Annotated in this window: 21 protein-coding genes and 1 riboswitch; of the genes, 14 read left to right on the top strand and 7 right to left on the bottom strand. The window is 60.3% G+C overall.

Features of this window, described 5'->3' with window-relative positions; genetic code table 11:
• Positions 1 to 20: 20 nt before the first annotated feature.
• From ACZ5IU_RS00890 to ACZ5IU_RS00860, 7 genes are read right to left on the bottom strand one after another with little or no spacing between them, the layout of a single operon-like run.
• Positions 21 to 1,262: a glycosyltransferase family 4 protein gene (locus ACZ5IU_RS00890; protein WP_464419585.1), complete on the bottom strand. Its 1,242-nt coding sequence runs from the start codon at positions 1,260 to 1,262 to the stop codon at positions 21 to 23.
• A complete protein-coding gene (locus ACZ5IU_RS00885) occupies positions 1,259 to 2,914 on the bottom strand; it encodes an HAD-IIIC family phosphatase (RefSeq protein WP_464419583.1) in 1,656 nt (551 codons plus the stop codon). Before ACZ5IU_RS00885 ends, ACZ5IU_RS00890 begins: the two co-directional genes overlap by 4 nt.
• Positions 2,915 to 2,923: 9 nt before the next feature.
• Positions 2,924 to 3,580, bottom strand: a complete 657-nt coding sequence (locus tag ACZ5IU_RS00880) for an acetyltransferase (protein ID WP_464419581.1) — start codon at positions 3,578 to 3,580, stop codon at positions 2,924 to 2,926.
• A 2-nt stretch (positions 3,581 to 3,582) separates the two neighbouring features.
• Complete coding sequence (locus ACZ5IU_RS00875; protein WP_464419579.1) at positions 3,583 to 4,335, bottom strand: SDR family NAD(P)-dependent oxidoreductase; 753 nt, start codon at positions 4,333 to 4,335, stop codon at positions 3,583 to 3,585.
• On the bottom strand, positions 4,325 to 5,386 hold the full coding sequence (locus ACZ5IU_RS00870; protein ID WP_464419577.1) for a 3-oxoacyl-ACP synthase III family protein: 1,062 nt from the start codon (positions 5,384 to 5,386) through the stop codon (positions 4,325 to 4,327). The genes ACZ5IU_RS00875 and ACZ5IU_RS00870 overlap by 11 nt, the downstream gene beginning before the upstream one ends.
• Positions 5,383 to 5,607 carry an acyl carrier protein gene (locus tag ACZ5IU_RS00865; protein ID WP_464419575.1) on the bottom strand — a complete coding sequence of 75 codons (225 nt, stop codon included), beginning with the start codon at positions 5,605 to 5,607 and terminating at the stop codon, positions 5,383 to 5,385. The genes ACZ5IU_RS00870 and ACZ5IU_RS00865 overlap by 4 nt, the downstream gene beginning before the upstream one ends.
• Positions 5,604 to 5,858: an acyl carrier protein gene (locus tag ACZ5IU_RS00860; protein WP_464419573.1), complete on the bottom strand. Its 255-nt coding sequence runs from the start codon at positions 5,856 to 5,858 to the stop codon at positions 5,604 to 5,606. Before ACZ5IU_RS00860 ends, ACZ5IU_RS00865 begins: the two co-directional genes overlap by 4 nt.
• Before the next feature lie 141 nt (positions 5,859 to 5,999).
• A riboswitch (glycine riboswitch) is annotated at positions 6,000 to 6,114 on the top strand.
• A gap of 59 nt (positions 6,115 to 6,173) precedes the next feature.
• Here ACZ5IU_RS00860 and ACZ5IU_RS00855 point away from each other — a divergent pair.
• The 14 genes from ACZ5IU_RS00855 (at position 6,174) to rd (ending at position 20,770) form a co-directional block, all read left to right on the top strand.
• Positions 6,174 to 6,611: a GrdX family protein gene (locus ACZ5IU_RS00855; protein ID WP_464419571.1), complete on the top strand. Its 438-nt coding sequence runs from the start codon at positions 6,174 to 6,176 to the stop codon at positions 6,609 to 6,611.
• Complete coding sequence (locus tag ACZ5IU_RS00850; RefSeq protein WP_464419569.1) at positions 6,604 to 6,921, top strand: thioredoxin family protein; 318 nt, start codon at positions 6,604 to 6,606, stop codon at positions 6,919 to 6,921. Before ACZ5IU_RS00855 ends, ACZ5IU_RS00850 begins: the two co-directional genes overlap by 8 nt.
• Before the next feature lie 28 nt (positions 6,922 to 6,949).
• The gene (locus ACZ5IU_RS00845) at positions 6,950 to 8,236 is read left to right on the top strand and encodes a glycine/sarcosine/betaine reductase component B subunit (protein WP_464419567.1); all 1,287 of its coding nucleotides are present in this window, start codon (positions 6,950 to 6,952) and stop codon (positions 8,234 to 8,236) included.
• 57 nt (positions 8,237 to 8,293) lie between these two features.
• A complete protein-coding gene (gene grdA / locus ACZ5IU_RS00840) occupies positions 8,294 to 8,770 on the top strand; it encodes a glycine/sarcosine/betaine reductase complex selenoprotein A (RefSeq protein WP_464419565.1) in 477 nt (158 codons plus the stop codon).
• A 26-nt stretch (positions 8,771 to 8,796) separates the two neighbouring features.
• A complete protein-coding gene (gene grdB, locus ACZ5IU_RS00835; protein WP_464419563.1) occupies positions 8,797 to 10,104 on the top strand; it encodes a glycine reductase complex selenoprotein B in 1,308 nt (435 codons plus the stop codon).
• Positions 10,105 to 10,206: 102 nt separating this feature from the next.
• The gene (gene grdC / locus ACZ5IU_RS00830; RefSeq protein WP_464419561.1) at positions 10,207 to 11,736 is read left to right on the top strand and encodes a glycine/sarcosine/betaine reductase complex component C subunit beta; all 1,530 of its coding nucleotides are present in this window, start codon (positions 10,207 to 10,209) and stop codon (positions 11,734 to 11,736) included.
• Positions 11,737 to 11,750: 14 nt separating this feature from the next.
• Positions 11,751 to 12,902 carry a glycine/sarcosine/betaine reductase complex component C subunit alpha gene (gene grdD, locus ACZ5IU_RS00825; RefSeq protein WP_464419559.1) on the top strand — a complete coding sequence of 384 codons (1,152 nt, stop codon included), beginning with the start codon at positions 11,751 to 11,753 and terminating at the stop codon, positions 12,900 to 12,902.
• A gap of 279 nt (positions 12,903 to 13,181) precedes the next feature.
• Positions 13,182 to 14,576 carry an alanine/glycine:cation symporter family protein gene (locus tag ACZ5IU_RS00820; protein ID WP_464419557.1) on the top strand — a complete coding sequence of 465 codons (1,395 nt, stop codon included), beginning with the start codon at positions 13,182 to 13,184 and terminating at the stop codon, positions 14,574 to 14,576.
• Positions 14,577 to 14,712: 136 nt separating this feature from the next.
• Positions 14,713 to 15,834: an alanine racemase gene (alr, locus tag ACZ5IU_RS00815; protein ID WP_464419555.1), complete on the top strand. Its 1,122-nt coding sequence runs from the start codon at positions 14,713 to 14,715 to the stop codon at positions 15,832 to 15,834.
• A gap of 123 nt (positions 15,835 to 15,957) precedes the next feature.
• The gene (locus tag ACZ5IU_RS00810; RefSeq protein ID WP_464419553.1) at positions 15,958 to 17,901 is read left to right on the top strand and encodes a transketolase; all 1,944 of its coding nucleotides are present in this window, start codon (positions 15,958 to 15,960) and stop codon (positions 17,899 to 17,901) included.
• Positions 17,898 to 18,470 (top strand): epoxyqueuosine reductase QueH, encoded by a 573-nt coding sequence (locus tag ACZ5IU_RS00805; RefSeq protein ID WP_464419551.1) that lies wholly within the window; start codon positions 17,898 to 17,900, stop codon positions 18,468 to 18,470. Before ACZ5IU_RS00810 ends, ACZ5IU_RS00805 begins: the two co-directional genes overlap by 4 nt.
• Positions 18,446 to 19,456 carry an AIR synthase-related protein gene (locus ACZ5IU_RS00800; RefSeq protein ID WP_464419549.1) on the top strand — a complete coding sequence of 337 codons (1,011 nt, stop codon included), beginning with the start codon at positions 18,446 to 18,448 and terminating at the stop codon, positions 19,454 to 19,456. Before ACZ5IU_RS00805 ends, ACZ5IU_RS00800 begins: the two co-directional genes overlap by 25 nt.
• The gene (locus tag ACZ5IU_RS00795) at positions 19,453 to 20,559 is read left to right on the top strand and encodes a M24 family metallopeptidase (protein ID WP_464419547.1); all 1,107 of its coding nucleotides are present in this window, start codon (positions 19,453 to 19,455) and stop codon (positions 20,557 to 20,559) included. The genes ACZ5IU_RS00800 and ACZ5IU_RS00795 overlap by 4 nt, the downstream gene beginning before the upstream one ends.
• Positions 20,560 to 20,608: 49 nt before the next feature.
• A complete protein-coding gene (gene rd, locus ACZ5IU_RS00790) occupies positions 20,609 to 20,770 on the top strand; it encodes a rubredoxin (protein WP_464419545.1) in 162 nt (53 codons plus the stop codon).
• Positions 20,771 to 20,871: the final 101 nt, after the last annotated feature.

Here is a 20,871-nt window from a genome sequence, read left to right as displayed (position 1 = left end):
ATGGAGTGTTTTCTCAAGGCTTACCGTCGAGGACGAGACGCCAGCGATGCGAAGAGAGTCTCGAAAACTGTCACTCCAGCAGAAAATGATAGCTCTTTTTCGTAGAACTGTCTGCCGTTTTCTCCGAGAGCGGCGCGCGCGTCGGCGCTCATTCCCCGAAGGGTCAGGGTCGCCCGTGCGAGACCCTCCGCGTCTTCGGGATGAAAACAGATTCCCGCGTTTGCTTTGCGGACGAGCTCCGCAGCGTCTCCCTCGACTCCCATGAGGATCGGTTTTCCGACGGCCATATATGCCTGCGTTTTCGACGGAATCGTGACGCGGAAGAGGGGATCGTTTCTGAGGTGGACGAGAAGAGCGTCGGCGCAGGCGAGGACATCTCCCATGACGGACATCGGCTGGCGGGGAATGAAACGGACATTGCCTGTCGTTTCTGCCAATGCGGATGCCAGAGTCCTGAGCCGTTCACTCTCGATGCCGCTGCCGACGAAAGCGAAGAGGACGTCCGGAGCTTTCGCGGCGACGATCTTCGCGGCGTCGAGTACGGTATCGAGCGCCTGGGCCCGCCCCATCGTCCCTGCGAACATGACGATGAACCTGTCGTCCGGCAGGTCGAGGGAACGGGCGAATTCCGCGTTTCGCGGACGAGGCGAGTGTGCGTGCTCGTCGGTCCAGTTGAAAACGACGCGGATCTTTTCTTCCTGAACTCCTCGCGAGATCAGGAGCTTTTTGAATCCCGGCGAAAGGACCGTTATAGCGGCGGCCTTCCGATACGCGTACCGGCAGGTTCTTCCGATCGAACGAAGGAGGCGATGGTTCGAGAGCATTCCGGTCGCGGCGATCGTATCGGGCCACATGTCCTGGATGTCCAGAACGAACGGAACCCGTTTGAATGCGCCGATGACCGCCGCAGCGAGTCCGGTCGTGAGAGGCGGATGGTAGGCGTAGATGACGTCCGGCTTCCGGGTCATCGTTCCGCCGAGGATCGACGCCGATACGAAAAAGGAGAGATAGTTCGCGGCGCGGCCGAATTTCGACCGGTCGTGGCTCGGGTAGAGCGGAACGCGAAGTACGGGGACGCCGTCGAGGCATTCCCGCTGACGCCATCGGATCCGGTATCCCGGGTAGAGATGTCCGCCGGGGTAGTTCGGGAAGCCCGTGATCACCTGAACGTCATGCCCCCGCCGCAGAAGTTCGCGGGCGAACGGCAGGCCCTTGAAGTCGGGTTCCGGGGTGAACCATTGCGTTATCAGGAGGATTTTCATGAACGGAGGATGCGGATGCTTGTCGGACGCCGGACGTCCGCCCCTGATTCGTCGACTGTTTCACGAAGGTCGCGGACGTATCGTCGTCCGTCGCCGGAACCGGACACGGGAACGTACCCCATCCGCGGCCACAGGTCGGCGACGGGCGAGTTTTTCGGGGTTGGGATGTAGATCGCCTCGATGCGATCTACTCCGTTTTCTTCGAGTTCACTTTCGATTTCGGCGACGGCAGCGTTCTCGACTCCCCGCCCCATGGTTCGGCAGCTCATCAGGAATGTGTCGATCGTCGCCTTTTCCCCTTCGATACGCGCGATCAGGAGGAGGATCTGTCCGAGGTCGCCGAAACGATCCCTGAGGGAGCCGATCCGGATGAACCATGACGGATCGGCCGACATCCGGGCGAGATCGGCCTCCGTATAGCGCCGGGTCGTCGTGTTGAACTGGTTCGTCTTCTGCGTGAGCTGCGCCGCTCGCGGGATGTCGCGCGCCGAAAGGGGAGAGAGGGTGAGCTCCATGTCGAGAGATGCGAGGAAGTCTTCGAGCGTGCCGAAGTTTGTCTTTTCGCCCTCGCGTTTCGCTTCGGCCCTGTACATTTCAGTCTTGTCCGCGTCTTCGTCCGTCGCCCTGGGGAGCAGAAAGAAATCCCGGCTCATATCCGAGATGAACGATTCGAGCGTGCTCGTGTCGGAGGGGAAGTCCGGAACGGCGACTTCTGGAAGCGCCGTCCGGACGGCCTCGCGTTCGATCGGGCTGTCGTCGATGAACACGAAGGAGTCGAGTCCGATGTTGAGCGTCGCGGCGATTTGCCGGAGATTCTCGGGCTTCGGCTGCCAGTTGATCATCAGGGAGACGAAGTCGTCTTCGCGAAGCAGCATGTGCGGGTGGGTGCGGATCGCGTCGAGGGCGTCCTGCGGAGTGTTCTTCGAGACGACGGCAAGCAGGACGCCCATATTCCGGAGGTCCCTGACGCGCTTCTGGAAATCGTAATATCGTGCGCCCGATCCGGTCGGAGCGAGGTCCAGCCCCCCGACACCGTCTTCGCCGACGACGCCGCCCCAGAGCGTGTTGTCGAGGTCGAGGGCGAGAAGCTTTTTTCTTGATCCGGCGAGGGCGTTCCGAATCCTCAGGAGTTCCCTGACGATGGCGCGTTCCCCCGGCTGCGAGAAGCGAAGTCCGCCGAGATACCACATCTTCGGGCTGTAGCACTGCGACCGTCCGAGCGTCGCGACGATCTCCGAGAGGTCCAGCGCCGGAAGGGCCGCTCTGTCCAGGCCTTCCCTCCAGCGGGAACGCAGCGTTTCCTCGATGCGGGGCGACGCGAGCGGCGCAAGGACACGGTGCGGAATGTCGAGCGTCGAGACCACGAACGTCATTCCCCGGTGAGCCTCCGCGGTGGCGGTGAGAATACCGAGGGTCGAATCGATCGCCTGGATCGCTTTTTCCGCGTCCCACGCGTCGGGGATGAGTTCCTGTCCGTCGAGCAGGACGAACACGAGCGTGGGGGCGAAGGCGTACATCTCCGACTCGGGGGTGACGAGCTCCTGCATCCACGTGTTGTATCCGCGCGGGACGAAAACATCGTCGCCGGTTTCCGAGCGGTATTTCGATGCGATGCTTTCGATCGTGATGTTGGAAAGAAGCGCTATTTTCATCGAGGCTCCCTATTCAGCCGGTCGTTTCACGATCCGGGCCGGGTTCCCGAGAACGGTGCATCCCGCGGGGACGTCGGAAATGACGAGGCTTCCGGCCCCGACGGTCGCGCCTTCTCCGACGGACAATCCCTGAAGAATCGTCGCCTTGACGCCGAGGAAGGCCGCGTCGCCCACTGAAACGTTCCCCGAGATGTTGACCGACGGCATCACTGAAGCGTACCGTCCGACGCGACAGTCATGCCCCACCTGCGCTCCGGTATTCAGGAAGACGAAGGGGGAGAGGGTCGATTCGAGCGAGACGAAAGCGAACTGTGCGACGACGACGCCCGGTGAAAGCGTTGCGTCGGATGCGACCGAAGCGAGCGGATGACACAGAACGGGGTACGAAAGGTCCGGATTGCCGGCGAGCGCTTCGACGAGTCGTTTCTTGATATCCGGCGCGGCGATTCCGAAGGCGACATCCACAGGTGTTGCCCACGATTGCAACCGGTGGAGTCCGCCCAGAACCGGATATTTTCCGACCAGTGTCCCTTCGGGGATACCGTCGTCGAAAAAACCCAGAAGACGCCACCGGTCGCGGACGTCCTTTGCCGCGTTGATGTCTTCGGCGATTCTGAGAACTTCCCGACCGAGTCCGCCGGCGCCGTAGACGGCGATGTCCCGCATCGTCACGCCTTCCTTGTCGAGTGTCCGCCGTCGGCCACGAAAGCCTGTCCCGTGATCCAGCGGGATTCGTCCGAAAGAAGGAACCGGATGAACGAAGCGATGTCGTTTGGTTCTCCGAGGCCGAGAGGGTAGCCGGATTCCATGTCGTTCCGCTGTTCGGCAGTCATTTTGCCGATGAACTCCATCGACATGTCCGTCGTGACAATGCCGAGCACGAGCGAGTTGAGACGTATGCGCTTCGGGGCCAGTTCCGCGGCGGCAGGCGGGACGAATCCTTCGAGTGCCGCCTTGCTTGCCGCGTAGAGCGTCTTGCCGACAGCTCCCTCGTGCGCCGCGAGAGACGAAATGAGAACAAACGACGCCCCGCCCGGGCTGAGGATTTCCTTTTTTGAAAACACCCGAACGAGTTCGATTGCCGAGAAGGTATTGAGATCGAAAATGTCCCTCGCCGTCGCCGGTTTCGACATGTTCAGCGGCAGCGTCTTCTGCTTCCCCGCGCAGTACGCCATTCCGGAGACGGGACCGGCCGTCTCGAGAACCCGTTTCCCGTATTCTTCGAGCGACTCGGGGACGGAAAAATCCCACGGGATCACCCGGCAGCGTTCCGGTCCGTGCATCGCGGCGACATCATCGAGCGCGGCGGCGTCGCGCGCTGAGAGGACGACCCGTGTATTTTCCCTTGCGAGTCGCTGCGCGAGCGCACGCCCGATGCCCCGCGAGGCTCCTGCGATGACGATCCAGCCGTCATTCCACATAGTCGACAACCCCCGGGCAGACGCACGGCCCGATCGAAAGAGACGCGGACGCGATCGAGAGCCCCGCTCCGAAGCCGGAAAGAATCATTCGTTTCGGACCTTCGGAGATGTGATCCCGCAGGTTTGCGCAAATGGTCAGCGGAATCGTCGCCGAACTGGAGTTTCCGAACCGGTCGATGCTGATCGGAACCTTTTCTTCGGGGAATCGGAGCTTTTTCGCAATCTGCCTGATCATGAACTTGTTGGCCTGATGCAGGACGAGGAAATCGAATGATTCAGGAGTGGATTCCTGTTCTTCCATCAGCGACTCGATAGTTCCCGGCACGTTCCGTACCACAAAAGAGAAGACGTCCATCCCGTTCATCCGCATATCGATGGGGCGACGGGTGCCTCCGTCAGGATACTTGCGGTAGACAGAACTTTCCGGCGTGATCCTGTTTCTGTAGCCTCCCTCGGGAATGAGAAGGGCATCTCTGCCGGTGCCGTCGGTTTTGAACTCGAAGAACCAGGGGGCGGCGGAATCGTCGGGAGCGAGAATCGTCGCCGTTCCGGCGTCGCCGAACAGGAGAGCGGTAGCTTTGTCGTACGGCGACGCGAAGTGGGAATTCGTCTCTCCGTCGAGAAGAAGCGCCGGTTTTCCCGTCGAGCGCACGCACATGGCGGAGAGCCACAAGCCGTAGGGATATCCCGAGCACGCGAGGGTGACATCGTATGCGAAACAGGACTCGGGGAGCCCGAGAATTCGTTGCGCCTGCGTCGCATCGTTCGGCATCAGGTAATCCGGGCTTTCCGTGACGAACACGATCCCGCCGAGGGAAGAAGGCGCCAATTCTTCTCTCTCGAAAAGGGCTCGCGCGGCGGCGACGCAGAGGTCGAGAGACGTCGTCGTTCCCTCCGTGGCGATCCGCCTCTTCTCGACGCCAGTCGTAACGACGACCGATTCGACGTCTTTGCCGTAGAGCGATCTTCCGAATTCGCGGTTGTCGATTTCTCGTTCGGGGACACAGGCCGAAACGCCGAGAACCGAAACCCCCCGGACCGAAGCTCTCATCGGGACTCCTCCGATGCCATCGCGACCATGTCGGAAACGCCCCGGATATCCGCGATTTTTTCAAGCGGCAGGTTGATCCCAAGTTCGTCGAGGGCCATGACAATCTGGAGCATCTTGAGTGATGTCCATTCGGGAACGTCGGTTCTGAGCGTCGTCAATGAAACGGGACATTCGAGAATTTCTCCGACGGTCTTCAGAATGACGGCTTCCGTTTGGTTCATTTCACTCCGCTCGCTTTGAGGGGCGCGTCGGGAAGCGCCAGTGAATAGAGTTCTCCCAGAGTATCGAGGGATGTGAAATGGTCGGGGTCAAGCGAGACTCCGAAAGAGTCTTCAAGGAAAATGATCATGGCGAACCCCGTCATGGAGGACCACGTGTCCGTGACGTCACGGAATCTCGTCTCCGCGGAAAGCGAAGCCGCGTCGACCTCGAGGATTTCGGCGATACCTTCGAAAAAGCGTTCCTGTGTCAAAAAGGATTCCACCTCACTGTCAGCCGCGTACATAACGAACGTGATTATAGCAAATCCGCGACGGGTTCCCGACATTGTCGAACGGTTCACATGTACTTGACGAAAACCCCGCTTCGTGTAGAATTTCAGCTGAATGTCCGGTTGAAAGCCGTAAGAGAGTGCCCGAACGGAAAGTGCGTCCGGGACGCCGAAGGGGCAACGCTTCGTCAGCAAGCGGAGAGCTGAAACTCTCAGGCAAAAGGATTACGGCTGGACGGGTCTCTGGAGCGCCATTGACAGAGATGCTTCAATCGCTGCGAATGAGGAGGCAGTGTATTGAGCAGCCGATGTCTTTTGGTGTCCAATAATGTATCGTATAAGGGCCGTGTCGACGAGATCGATTTCGTCGAAGGCTCTTCGTTTGATGTTCTCATCCGGGTCCGTGATTACGTCCATAAGGGTGCGGAAATTTTGACGCATCCGTTGTGCGGAAACTTGCGCCCCTACCAGCAGCCGTATCGTTCCGTCGTCCTTCGGATCTTTTCCGATCCCCATCCTGTCGACGAATACTCTCTTTCTCTGATCGAAAACGCTCTTGGAATCTATCGGTCGTGTTTCGAACGTCTCGCGCGTGCGGATTCGCTGCCGGACTTCATCGCGTCCGATTACGCCTTTGTCGAGTCCGAACTGATGCGGAGCAGTCTCGAAAGCCTGGGACTCCTGCGTTCCGGTGTGACGATGATTCCGAAAGGAGGTGAACCGACAAATGATTGAACTTACCAAGGACAACTTCGATGCGGAGGTCAAGGAAAGTACGCTCCCGGTGCTCGTCGATTTCTGGGGGCCGAAGTGCGGTCCCTGTATGGCGCTTCTTCCGAACGTCCACAAAATGGCCGAGGAGTACGAAGGAAAGGTGAAATTCACTTCGGTGAACGTTTCCGAAAACCGTCGCGTGGCCATTGCGAACAAAGTCATGGGGCTTCCCACATTTCTTTTCTGGAAGGGAGGTGCCGAGGTCGCGCGCATCAGCGGTCCGGACGTGACCCTCGAAAAGATTCGGGAAAACGTCGAGGCTCTTCTGTAACTGCAGGAGAACAAAGGGGGGAATTGCATTGAAACTTGAACTGCACAAGGTACACGTAACGAAACTCGCGTGGGGAAACAAGACGCACGTCGAAAAGGGCGTTCTTCATGTCAACAAGGAAGAGCTCGTGAAGCTGCTTTCCGCGGACGAGCGTCTCGCCAAGGTTGACATCGCGTTTGCGATGCCCGGCGAAAGTGTCCGAATTCTTCCGGTCAAGGATGTCATCGAACCCCGCTTCAAGCTCGAGGGCTCCGGTCAGGTCTTCCCTGGAATGGTCAGCGACGTCGAAACGGTCGGCGAGGGAAAGACGCTCGTCCTGAAAGGCGCCGCGGTCGTGACGACCGGCCAGATCGTCCGGTTCCAGGAAGGTATCATCGATATGCAGGGACCGGGCGCGGAGTACACGCCGTATTCGAAGACGAACAATGTCGTGCTGGTTCTCGAACCCGTCAAGGATCTCGAGAAGCACGAGCACGAGGCCGCGTGCCGCGTCGCAGGGCTGAAAACCGCGAAGTACCTCGCCGAATGCTGCAAGGACGCGAAGGCCGACGCGGTCGAGAGCTTCGAGTTCGCGAACCTCAAGGACGCGATGCACGCTCATCCCGCGCTTCCGAAGGTCGCGTACCTCTATATGCTTCAGACGCAGGGACTCCTTCACGACACGTGGCTCTACGGCGTTGACGTCAAGAAGATCCTTCCGACGCTGATCAGCCCGACCGAGGTCATGGACGGCGCGATCGCGTCCGGAAACTGCGTGTCCGCCTGCGACAAGAACAACACCTACTCGCACCAGAACAACCCCGTCATCGATGCGATGTTCCGGCATCACGGCAAGGACTTCAACTTCGTCGGCTGCATCGTCACGAACGAGAACGTCACGCTCGCCGACAAGCGCCGGAGTTCCTCCTACGCGATCAAGCTCGCGAAGATGCTCGGCGTCGACGGCATCGTCATCACGGAGGAAGGCTTCGGGAACCCGGACGCCGACCTCATCATGAACTGCTGGAAGGCCGAGCGGGCCGGTATCAAGACCTGCCTCCTCACCGACGAATACGCCGGACAGGACGGCGCGAGCCAGTCCCTTGCGGATTCCTGCAAGGAAGGCGACGCCTGCGTCACCGCCGGGAACGCGAACGAAGTCATCGTTCTGCCGCCGATGAAGACGGTTATCGGCTTCCCGCAGGAAGCGAACGTCATCGCGGGCGGATGGCAGGGCTCTCTCGCCGCCGACGGAACGATCACGGTCGAGCTTCAGGCCATCACCGGCGCGACCAGCGAACTCGGCTACACGAAGCTCGGAGCGTACACGATCTAGGAACGGAACCGCTTTGCGAAGAGGTTCTTCATAAATCTGAAAGAGGAGGTGCACAGCATGGGCAAACTGGCCGGAAAGAAATTGCTTCTTCTGGGAGAGCGCGACGGCGTTCCCGGACCCGCCATGGAGGCATGCTTGAAAAACAGCGGCGCCGAGATCGTCTTTTCGGTGACCGAGTGCTTCGTCTGAACGGCTGCGGGAGCCATGGATCTGCAGAATCAGCAGCGCATCAAGGACGCCGCTGAGAAGTTCGGAGCCGCCAACACCGTGGTCATCCTCGGATCCTCCGACGCCGAAGGCGCCGGGATCTACGCGGAGACCGTGTCGAACGGCGATCCGACATATGCAGGTCCGCTGGCTGGAGTCCCGTTGGGACTCGCCGTGTATCACGTGTTCGATTCCGAGATTCGCGCCGAAGCTGACGCTGCCGCATGGGAAGAGCAGATCAGCATGATGGAGATGGTCCTTGATCCGGAAGCCCTCGCGGCGTCGGTCAAGGAAATACGCGAGCAGTTCAGCCAATACAAGCTGTAAACTCCACGAGGAAAGGAGGTTTACGAATGTCTTTCCGTATCGTTCACTATATCAACCAGTTCTATGCCGGTATCGGAGGAGAAGAAAAAGCCGATTACAAGCCGGAGGTGCGCGAGAGCGTCGTCGGCCCCGGAATGGCCCTGAAGGCCGCTTTTGGTGCTGACGCGCAGATCGTCGCGACGGTTATCTGCGGTGACTCGTATTTCGCTTCCAATATGGATGCTGCGAAAGCCACGATCATCGGGATGATCAAAAAATACAAACCCGACGCTGTCGTCGCCGGACCGGCGTTCAACGCCGGCCGTTACGGCACGGCATGCGGCGGAATCCTGGAGGTCGTTTCCAAGGAACTCGGAATTCCGGTCGTCTCCGGGATGTATCCCGAGAACCCCGGCGCGGAGATGTACAAGAAGTTCGGGTACATCATCGAGACCGCGGACAGCGCCGCCGGAATGAAAAACGCCGCTCCGGCGATGGCAAAGCTCGTCCTGAAGCTTCTCAGGGGCGAGAAGCTCGGAACCCCGAAAGAAGAGGGCTACATCGAGCGCGGCATCCGCAGGAACAAGTTCTACGACAAACTCGCCGCTGACCGTTGCGTCGACATGTTTGTCTCCAAGATGAAGGGGCAACCCTTCGCGACGGAGTACCCGATGCCCGTGTTCGACCGCGTGGCGCCGAACCCCGCCGTCAAGGACATGAAGAACGCGGTCGTCGCGGTCGTCACGTCGGGCGGAATCTGCCCGAAGGGCAACCCGGACCACATCGAGGCGTCGAGCGCCAGCAAGTTCGGCGAGTACTCGATCGCCGGCGTCATGGATCTCACGGCCGAGAAGTACGAGACCGCGCACGGCGGATACGATGCGACCTACGCCTGCCAGGACGCCGACCGCGTGCTTCCCGTCGACGTCCTTCGCGAATTCGAGAAGCAGGGCGTCTTCAAGAAGCTCCATGAGAAGTTCTACACGACGGTCGGCAACGGAACGGCCGTCGCCAGCGCGAAGAAGTTCGGCGCGGAGATCGCGCGAAGGCTGATCGCTGACGGAGTGACGGCCGTTATCCTGACATCCACCTGAGGAACCTGCACTCGTTGCGGCGCAACGATGGTCAAGGAAATCGAAAGAGCAGGTCTCCCGGTCGTTCACGTCTGCACCATAGTTCCCATTTCCCTCACGGTTGGAGCCAACCGTATCGTTCCGGCGGTCGCCATCCCGCATCCCCTCGGCGATCCCACGAAACCCGCGGAAGAAGAGAAGGAACTTCGTCGCCGTCTCGTCATGAAGGCTCTCAAGGCGCTTCAGACCGAGATCAGCGAGCAGACTGTCTTTACCGACTGATTGCGCAATTCGAGGCCCGGGGCATGTCGCCCTGGGCCTTCTACTTGCGAAGGAAATCCCCCGGAAGGGGAAGCGTTGAACAACGAGGAGGTTTTTTGAGGTATGAGCAGCGTCGGAATCAAGGGATACGCCTATTGTCTGAACCATGCCCCGGAACTCGGACTGCACTATGGCAACACGCCTTTCGTCGAGCACGAGACGAAGGGAGCGTCGGAATTCCTGGCCAAACTGCCGGAGCATGTGCAAACGTACGAAGAGGCGAAGGACTACGCCCCGAACCAGGCGTATATCGGCGGTATTTCCCTGGAGGCGCTCGAAAAGCAACCGCAGCCCTGGTACGTCAACCGCGTCGCCGGAGCGAAGCGGTACGGGAAATACGGAGAGATCATGCCCGAGGACGAATTCCTCGGACTTGTCGATATATGCGACGTCTTCGATATCATCTGGCTCGAGAAATCCTTTGCCGCGTCCGTCCGGGAGAAGCTCTCGACGAATCCCGTCATGACGGAGGCACTCCTTGCCCGTCTGGAAGCCGGACACGACAGTTCGGAAATAGATGCCGAAATCTCCGGGAAGAAAGCGCGCGCGCTCTACTCGGACGGAAAGATCGTCGGATGCGCGCGGAACGGTCACGAAGTCGACGACTGCCTCTTCGCCTACGTCCTTCTCGAAAACCTTGCGTGCAAGGCGGGCGGTGTTCTCGCCCTGCTGCACCTCCTGAAGAACACGGGCATGGATCCGAGGGACGTCGATTTCGTGATCGAATGCTCCGAAGAGGGCGCAGGGGACATGAACCAGCGCGCGGGCGGAAACTTCGCGAAAGCGGTCGCCGAGATTGCCGGATGCGTCAACGCGTCCGGATGCGACGTGCGCGGTTTCTGCGCGGGGCCCGTCAACGCGATGATCGCCGCCGCGTCGCAGGTCGCCGCCGGCACGAGAAAGAATTGCGTCGTCGTTGCGGGCGGAGCGATCCCCAAGCTGTTCATGAACGGCCGGGACCACGTCAAGAAGGAGATGCCGGCGCTCGAGGATTGCCTCGGGAATTTCGCGGTTCTCCTCGTCCCCGACGACGGGACCAATCCCGTCATGCGGCTGGACGCCATCGGAAAGCATACCGTCGGAGCGGGATCGGCGCCGCAGGCGATCACGTCGGCGCTCGTTCTCGAACCGCTCGAGAAGCTGGGACTGACCTTCAACGATGTCGACAAGTACGCCGCCGAACTCCACGACAACGAGATCACCCTTCCCGCCGGAGCCGGCGACGTCCCGCTCGCGAACATCAAGATGATCGCAGCGCTTGCGGTCATGAAGAAAGCCGTCGAAAAAGCCGACATGATGACATTCGTGAAACAGAAGGGCGTCACGGGGTTCGCGCATACGCAGGGGCACATTCCTTCGGGCGTTCCGTTCATCGGACACGCGTGCGACGCGATCCGCGACGGAACCATGAACCGCGCGATGATCATCGGCAAGGGAAGCCTCTTCCTGGCGCGTCTGACGAATTTGGCTGACGGTGCGTCGTTCCTCATCGAAAAGAGCAGCGGAGCCGCGAAGGCCGCTGCGGTCAGCAAGGACGAGATCAGGGCCCTTCTTCTCGAAACGCTTTCGGAACTCGCGGGCAAGCTGAACTGAAGGGCGGGGTCGGCATGTCGGAAGTGAAGAAACTGATCGGCGAGGCTCTCGCCGATATTGTCGAAGCGGCCGGAAGCGGCGGTCCGAAGGTCCGTATCGGTCTCATGGCCCACGGCAGCGAACTCGGAGCGGAGGAGCTCGCGAACGGCGGCCGCCTCGCCCAGGAGACGACCGGATCGGTGCGGGTCGTCATGATCGGGCCGAGGGTTGCCGGGTACGACGACCTCGAATGGATCGAGACGGGAGACTGCGACGCGGATATCGCGAAGGCTATGGAAACGGCGCTTCGCGAAAAACGGATCGAAGGCGCCGTCGCGTTGCACTATCCGTTCCCGATGGGCGTGACGACGATCGGTCGCGTCCTGACGCCCGCGCGGGGCAAAGACATGATTGTCGCCTCGTCGACGGGAACGTCGGCGATTCTCCGCACCGAGGCGATGCTCCGGAACGCCATCTACGGCATTGCCGTCGCGAAGGCGACCGGCAAGCGGAACCCGACTCTCGGGATTCTCAACATCGAGGGAGCACAGCTCGTCTTCAGAGCGCTTTCGAAGCTGAAGGACTCGGGATACGACATCACGTTCGGCTCGAGCGTCCGCAAGGACGGAGGCGCCGTCCTTCGCGGAAACGACATCCTCGCCGGCGCCGTCGATATCTGCGTTACCGATACGCTCACGGGCAACGTGCTGATGAAGATGTTCTCGTCGTATTCGACCGGCGGTTCCTTCGAGTCCCTCGGATGGGGCTACGGTCCTTCGTGCGGCGACGGATGGCCGCATGTGATTTCGATCATCTCCCGCGCGTCGGGAGCTCCCGTCATCGCGAACGCGATCGCGTTCAACGCGGCGGCCGTCAGAGGCGGTCTTCCGGCCCGTGTCGCGGCCGAACTCGCCTCCGCCCGGAAGGCCGGACTCGACGCGGTCATCGCCGATCTTGCCCCGAAGGCTGTCTCTCAGGAAGAGAAAATCGTTCCTCCTCCGGCCGAACCGACCGACGACGAAATACACGGAATCGATGTCCTTTCGATCGAGGACGCCGTGCGCGTCCTCTGGCAGCGGAAGATCTACGCCGAGTCCGCGATGGGATGCACGGGTCCCGTCGTCAAACTCGCGGCGCGGAATGTCGGGACGGCGAAGGCGATCCTGAAGGAGAACGGATATCTGTAGAGTTCTGAATGATGGACGGCGAAGCTCCTGAAGTCTTCGCCGTCCATTCGGTGAAACGCGATATTGTGATAGAATGTTCATAGTGGTACGGAAAAATTGTAATGATCAGAGAGGGGAGTGGTATGGAAAATTGAAATAAACGGAGCGGTTTTTATCTTTTCTGTGTACCAGGCAGCGCTCGAAATACCTGCAATGGGTGTTCTCGAAAAGGGGGAAGTCTCCCTCATGATGTGCGTTATGGGGGAATCAGGTCAGAAAAGATAAGGGGGAATCGCATCAATGGAACAAATCATGAAGATTAACGGTGTTATTAACGGTATCGTCTGGGGACCCTGGATGCTGACACTCCTCGTCGGTACGGGCGTGTATCTCACCCTCATCCTCGGCCTTCCGCAGCTCAGGTACTTCGGTCTTATGTTCAAGGAAGTCTTCGGCAATCTCGGCAAGAAGAAAGAGGGAGAAGGCGCCATCTCCTCCTTCGCAGCCCTTTCCACCGCACTTGCGGCCACGGTCGGAACCGGCAACATCGCCGGTGTCGCAACGGCACTTCACCTCGGCGGCCCCGGCGCTCTCTTCTGGATGCTCGTTTCCGCAGTATTCGGCATGACGACGAAGATGTGCGAAGTCGCGCTCGCGGTCCGTTTCCGCGAGAAGGATGAAGACGGTAACTGGCGCGGCGGCACAATGTACATCCTCGACAAGGGAGCCGGCCAGAAGTGGCTCGCGTGGCTCTTTGCCCTCTTCGCGTTCCTCGCCTCCTTCGGGATCGGCTGCGCCGTCCAGGCGAACTCCACGGCCGAAGGCTTCAACATGGGCTTCGGGATTCCGAATCTCTACACGGGAATCATCGTCGCGGTTCTGACAGCGCTCGTCATAATGGGCGGACTGAAGCGGATCTCCGACGTCACGACCTACCTCGTCCCGTTCATGGCGATCTTCTACATCGTCGGCGGGATCCTGGTCGTCTTCTCGCACGCCGCTGAAATTCCCACGGCTATTGGGAATGCGGTCAAATTCGCCTTCTCCGATCCGATGGCCCTTCCGGGCGCCATCGCCGGCTGGAGTGTCAAGGTCGCGCTGACCAAGGGTATCGCTCGCGGCGTCTTCTCGAACGAAGCCGGCCTCGGCTCCGCTCCCATGGTTCACGCGACCGCGGTTGTCGACCACCCCATGCGGCAGGGTATGTATGGTCTCTTCGAAGTCTTCACCGATACGATCGTCATTTGCTCCCTCACGGCTCTTGCGATCCTTACGAGCGGCGTCCTGACCGGGCAGCCCGAGCTTTCTGGCGCGAAACTGTCGCTCGTGGCCTTCCAGTCGGTTCTCGGCGGAACCGGAACGATGATCCTCTCCGTCGGCCTCGCGCTCTTTGCATTCTCGACGATCCTCGGCTGGTACTGGTATGGCGAGACCGCGGCAGTCTACATTTTCGGACTCAAGATCATTCCCGTTATGAAGCTTCTCTGGATCGCGTTCATCATCCTCGGCGCCGCAGGCGGCGATATCCTCGGAAACGGGGCGCAGTTCCTGTCCCACCTCTGGGATCTCGCGGACACGCTCAACGGCCTGATGGCGATCCCCAACCTGATCGCGCTCCTTCTGCTCTCCGGAGAGCTGCGCAGACTCGTCAAGGATTTCGACGAGAAGCGGCATTCGGGCAAACTGAAGGTATAGCAGACAGAAAGCTCTGTGGAATCCACCCGGGTTGTCCGATTCGGAGGGAATCCGGTATCCGCCCTTGTTCCGAACGGGCAGGAGAGGGGGGCGGAGGGAGACCTCGCCCCCCTCTCACTTTGCAAGGAGGCCAAACATGACATTTCGACCAACGCGTATGGAAGTCAATCTCTCGAACATACAGGCCAACTACTCCGCGATTCGGAAGTTTGTCGGCCCGAAGCCGCAGATCTTCGCAGTCATCAAGGCGGACGCCTACGGCCACGGAGCCGTCCGGATCGCGAGATCGCTGATAGAAGCCGGTTGCGGCCGTTTCGCGGTCGCCACTCCCGACGAGGCGATCGAGCTCCGGGACGCAGGAATCGGCGAACCGATCCTGGTTCTCGGCTCGTCTCCGTACGATGTGGCCGGAGAATATGTCCGGAGGGATATCACCGCAGCATGCACGGACACGGCTTTCGCGAAGGAGCTGAGCCGTGCCGCGGTCGCGCAGGGAAAGAACGCGATCGTGCATATCAAGGTGGACACGGGGATGGGACGCATCGGCTTCCTTCCGGAACAGATCGCTTCCGTTGCGGAGGAGCTCCTCGGCTTGCCGGGAATCCGCATCGAAGGGCTCTTCACTCATTTCGCGACGGCCGACGAATCCCGGCTGGACTACACGGCGTTGCAGTATGGCAGATATCTTCAGGCGCTCGGAACGCTCGAGGCGAGAGGTATCAGGATTCCGCTCAGGCATGTGTGCAACAGCGCTGGGATTCTGACATCGAAGAATATGCCGGACAGATATCTCGACGCGGTGCGCCCCGGAGTCATTCTCTACGGGATGTGGCCGTCGGGTGAGTGCGTGCGTCCGATCGAGCTCAAGCCGACCTTCGAAGTGAAGACGGCGATTGCGGTCGTTCGTGAATTGCCGGAGCGGAGCGGCGTCGGTTACGGGTTGCGGTACATGACGCGGGGGACGGAGAAAATCGCCGTCTTGCCGATCGGCTATGCGGACGGGTATTCGCGTTCTCTCTCGATGAAAGTCGATGTTCTCGTGAAGGGAAAGCGGGTTCCGATGGCGGGGAATATCTGTATGGACCAGACGATGATCAACGTTACCGGAATGGATGTGAACGTCGGGGACGAAGTCGTCCTCGTCGGCCGGCAGGGTGCCGACGTCATTACCCCCGAGGAGATCGCGGCGGTTCGGGGAACGATCAACTACGAAGTCCCGATCATGTTCCTGAAGAGGGTTCCGAGGGTTTACATCTAGTTCCTGACGCGCATCGCCACTTGCTATTAAGGCGGCCGGAAGCCGCCTTTTTTTGTGGTCGGAGAAATACCGAATAGCGGCTATAATACGGGAGCACCGATTTTCGGGAAGGAGAACTGATTGATGAAGGACCAGATACATTCACTTCGGGATTTCCCCGTCGATACCCTATCGGTCGAACAGATTCGCGCGTTCCGCGAGACCGCGAACCACTGCCGCGGGCATATTCTGACGATGACAACGCGAGCCGGAAGCGGGCATCCCGCCGGATCCCTTTCCAGCCTTGAAATGTCGCTTATGACCTACATGGTCGCGAACGTCTCGCCCGACAATCTGTCCGACCCGGACAGGGATTACGTTGTCGTCAGCCACGGGCACACGTCTCCGGCGACCTACGCGATTCTCGGAGAGCTCGGTTTCTTCGATCCCGCCGAAGCGACGGCCCATTTCAGAGCCTGCGGCAGTCCTTTCCAGGGACACGTCGAGCGCTCCGTTCCGGGGGTCGACTGGGGGAGCGGAAATCTCGGCCAGGGACTCTCCGCCGGAGTCGGGTTCGCGCTGGCCCTGAGCCGCCGCCGTTCTCCCGGACGCGTCTATGTTCTCATGGGCGACGGCGAACAGACGAAGGGACAGGTCGCCGAAGCGAGAAGGATCGCCTCGCGTTTTGGGCTCGCCGGCCTCACAGCCTTGGTCGACGTCAATCACATCCAGATATCGGGAAGAACCGAAGACGTCATGCCGGCCGATATCAGACGCCTCTGGGAGGCGGACGACTGGGCCGTTCTCGACTGCGACGGGCACTCTCCCGAAGATCTCTACCGCTCCCTGCGCCTTGCGGTTTCCGACGGAAAACCCACGGTGATCCTCTGTAACACGGTGATGGGCAGGGGAGTCTCTTTCATGGAGGCAGTTCCGGACTATCACGGCAAGGCCGCCGGATCCGAGCAGTACAGGTCGGGCATGGAAGAACTCGGGCTCGAAGCCGGCGAACTCGATGCCGCAAAGGAAGCCCGGAAACGCAAACCGATCTCGTTCCCGCCTGTCCACGTTCCGGAAACGAATATAGAAACGGGAGAACCAAGAACGCTCGAAACGGTGGCCGGGAGCGACAATCGCTCTGCCTTCGGAAAGGCGCTCGCCGACACGGGAATTCTGAACTACGGGGTTCCGGGCAGGACGCCGATCCTCGTGTTCGACTGCGATCTGTCGGGGTCGGTGAAAACCGATTCTTTCGCGAAAAACTGCCCGGAATGGTTCCTGCAGTGCGGGATTCAGGAGCATTCCGTCGCGACGTCCGCCGGAGCGGCCTCCGTTGCGGGAGTGGTATCGGTCTGGGCGGATTTCGGTGTCTTCGGACTTTCCGAGGTGTACAACCAGCAGCGCCTGAACGATATCAACAACACGGCTCTCAAGCTCATCCTGACGCATGTCGGACTCGACGTCGGCGAAGACGGAATGACGCACCAGGCGATCGATTATATAGGTCTTCTCCGGAACATGTTCGCATGGAAACTCGTCGTTCCGGTCGATCCGAACCAGACGGACCGCGCCGTTCGCTGGGCTTTGTCGGAACCGTGCAACGTGTGCATCGCGATGGGACGAAGCAAAATTCCGGTTATTGCGGCCGAAGACGGCAGTCCACTGTTTGCGTCGACGAACCGTTTCGAATACGGCAGAGCCGTCCGCGTCCGTTCCGGTTCGGACGCTGCCGTTATCGTCCTCGGCGCCATGGCGCATGTCGCGATTCAGGCCGCGGACATTCTGCGAAACGAGGGAAAATCAGTCGCCGTCTACAGCGTCTCGTGCCCTCTCGCACCCGATGACGACGCGCTTCTCGAAGCGGCATCGACGGGGCGTATCCTGACGCTCGAGGATCACAACGTCCGGAGCGGCATGGGCAGCCTCATCAACTCCCGCATGATGGAACTCGGGCTTTCCTGTCGCGTCTCGAACCTCGGCGTCTTCCGGTACGGAGCGTCCGGTACGGCGGCCGATGTGTACGCTTCCATGGGACTCGATGTCCCCGGAGTCACGGGAGAACTGCGCCGCCTTCTCGGCGAGCGATGAATAAACTCCTTCTCCACGTCTGCTGCGGTCCGGACGCGACCGTACCGCTCCCTTCGCTCCGCAGCGAGGGCTTCGACGTCGTGGGGTATTTCTACGGAAGCAACATCCACCCGGAGGACGAATACCGCCTCCGGCGAAGTGTCGTTGAAACGGTTTTTTCGCTTTGCGGCGATTCTCTTCTTTTCCCGGAATACGATCCGGAGTCCTGGGACATGGCGGTACGAGGATATGAATCGCTGCCGGAAGGCGGAGGGCGGTGTTCCCTCTGCTTTCGGGAACAGCTGTCGTGTGCCGCGCGGGCGGCTGTTTCGGAGGGGTGCGGATATCTGTGCACGACGCTCACGATCAGTCCGCACAAGGATCCCGTCCGAATCAACCGGATAGGCGAACGCGTGGCGCGTTCCGCGGGACTCGAATGGGTACCGCGGGTGTTCCGCAAGGGCGACGGTTTTCGAAAGTCGCTCGAACGCAGCGGGGAGTTGAAACTGTACCGCCAGATATGGTGCGGCTGCAGGTACAGTTTCAGGGGAGGAGAGACGCGGAAATGCGCGGAGACGAAAACACGTTGATCGGGAAACTTCCTCCGGACCTTCTCGAGAAAGCGGTTCTTCGGCATCGCGGCGCCGTGCGTCCGGAGGTTCTCGTCGGTCCGGGGATAGGGGAGGATGCTTCGCTCATCCGCTGGGGGAACGCGCCCCTTCTTGCGGTGAGCTCGGATCCGATCGTCGGGGCGACCGAAGGCGCGGGAAAGATGCTCGTTCATATCAACGCCAACGACATCGCGTGCAAGGGGGGCGACCCTCTTTACCTGATCGTGACGCTCATCGTCCCCGTCGCCCTCGGGGTCGGATTCATCGACTCGGTCATGGCCGAGATATCCGAAACGTGCTCGCGCATCGGTGCGGCCGTGGTCGGAGGACATACGGAGCTGACGCGTATGTACGATCGCCCCGTCCTCGTGGGCACGATACTGGGACCGACATCGTTTCTCTACGATGCGACCGGGATCCGGGAGGGCGATGTCGTCATCGCGACGAAGCATGTGGCTCTCGAGGGAATGTCGATCCTGGCGCATGATCGCCCAGATCTCCTCAGAGACATCCTTTCGGGAAAGGAAATCGAAGAGGTCCGTTCGTGGACGGATCAGATCTCCGTTCTTCCGGAGGCGCGCGTTCTCCGTGACATCGCGCGGTTCATGCACGATCCGACCGAGGGGGGGCTTTTCGGCGGTCTCGCCGAAATATGCAGGCTCGGACAGTCCGGCGTTCTGCTCGACATGGACAGTCTTCCGGTCTCGCCGTTGACTGACAGAGTTCGTCGTTCCCTGGGATTCGACGTCTTCCGCATGATCTCATCGGGCGTTCTCGTCGCCGTGGTTCCTGCGGAGCGCGAACGCGACGCGCTGGAGCGCCTGAAGAACGCGGGAGTTCCGGCGCGGGGTATCGGACGCATCGTTCCGAAAGGTGAGGGGACGCCTCTCGTCGAAGGCGAAGAATTATGGCGAACGATCGGGCTTCCCGAAGCCTCCGTTCCCGAAGGAGGAAAGAAGTCGTGACTCACGAGACCGTATGGAATCGCGTCAGCGCTCTTCGCGCCCGTATGGCGACTGAGGGACTGGATGCGTGCGTTCTTCTCGTCGTCGAACGTTCGAACTGGGAGGGAGCGTATTACATTTCCGGGTTCCGCGGTTCCAGCGCGGGAATCGTCATCACCCGGAAGGACGCCGTCCTGATTACGGACGGGAGATACTCTACTCAGGCCGGGGAGCAGTCTCCCTTCGATATCCGTCTGCACGGACAGCGGACCCTGACGGATGTCCTTGTCGACGTCCTTTCGGAAACGGGGGCACGCCGGATAGGATACGAAGCGGAGCGCGTCAGCGTCCGGAAATTCGAGGATCTTCGGAAAAGAGACGACGCGCGAGCGTGGAGCGACGCGAGCGAACTCGTTCCCTCCCTACGCCGGAAGAAGGATCCGGAAGAGATCGCGAGTATCCGGAAGGCCGCCGATATCGCCCGCGATGCATACCTGAGGGTTCTCTCGCGTGTTCGCGAGGGAATGACCGAACTCGAATTTTCCGCGGCGCTCGAATACGAGATCCGATGCGGAGGCGCGGAGGGGGGCTGGGGAGATCACGGCTTTATCGTCGCGTCGGGAAAAAGAAGCGTTTTGCCGCACGGAGCCCCGACCGGCAAGCCTTTCGCAAGGGGAGAATGGGTGACGGTCGATTACGGAGCCCGCGTCGACGGGTACGTATCCGATATAACGAGGAACTTTTCGCTCGGAGAACCTCCGGCGAAGGTTCGGGAGATCGAGGATGTCCTCGTCAGCGCGCATGAAGAAGCCGTGCGTTCGATCCGCCCCGGCGTCTCTGGAAGAGAGGTCGACCGCGTCGCGCGTGCCGTCATCGCTGAAGCCGGGTATGGGGAATTCTTCGTCCACGGGCTTGGACACGCTTTCGGGCTTGAAGTTCACGAGTCGCCGAGACTCTCGCCCGTTTCACCGGATACGCTGCGCGAGGGCGACGTCGTCACCGTCGAACCCGGGATCTACATCGAGGGTTTCGGCGGAATGCGCATCGAGGACGACTATCTCGTGACGGAGGATGGAGTCGAGTTGCTGACCGAACGGTTCGGGCGGCGTATGTACGTGGTATAATCATCGCGGAAATAATCCCGACGACTACAGACAGGGGGCGACTCGAACAATGAAGAAATACGTATGCACCGTGTGTGGGTATGTCTACGATCCCGCCGAGGGGGATCCCGAAGCCGGCGTTCAGGCCGGAACGGCCTTTGAGAGCCTTCCCGAAGAATGGGTTTGCCCCGTTTGCGCGGTTGGAAAGGATATGTTCGAACCTGAGGAATAGCAATGAATCGGAAACGATCGGGCCGCTCGGTGAGCGGCCTTTTTTCTTGACACCTCCTTCCGACGGAGTATAATGATCGCGTTGTGGAACTTTAGTTACGA

The organism is Lactivibrio alcoholicus (assembly GCF_055390895.1).
This window is presented reverse-complemented; position numbering and strand designations above follow the sequence as displayed.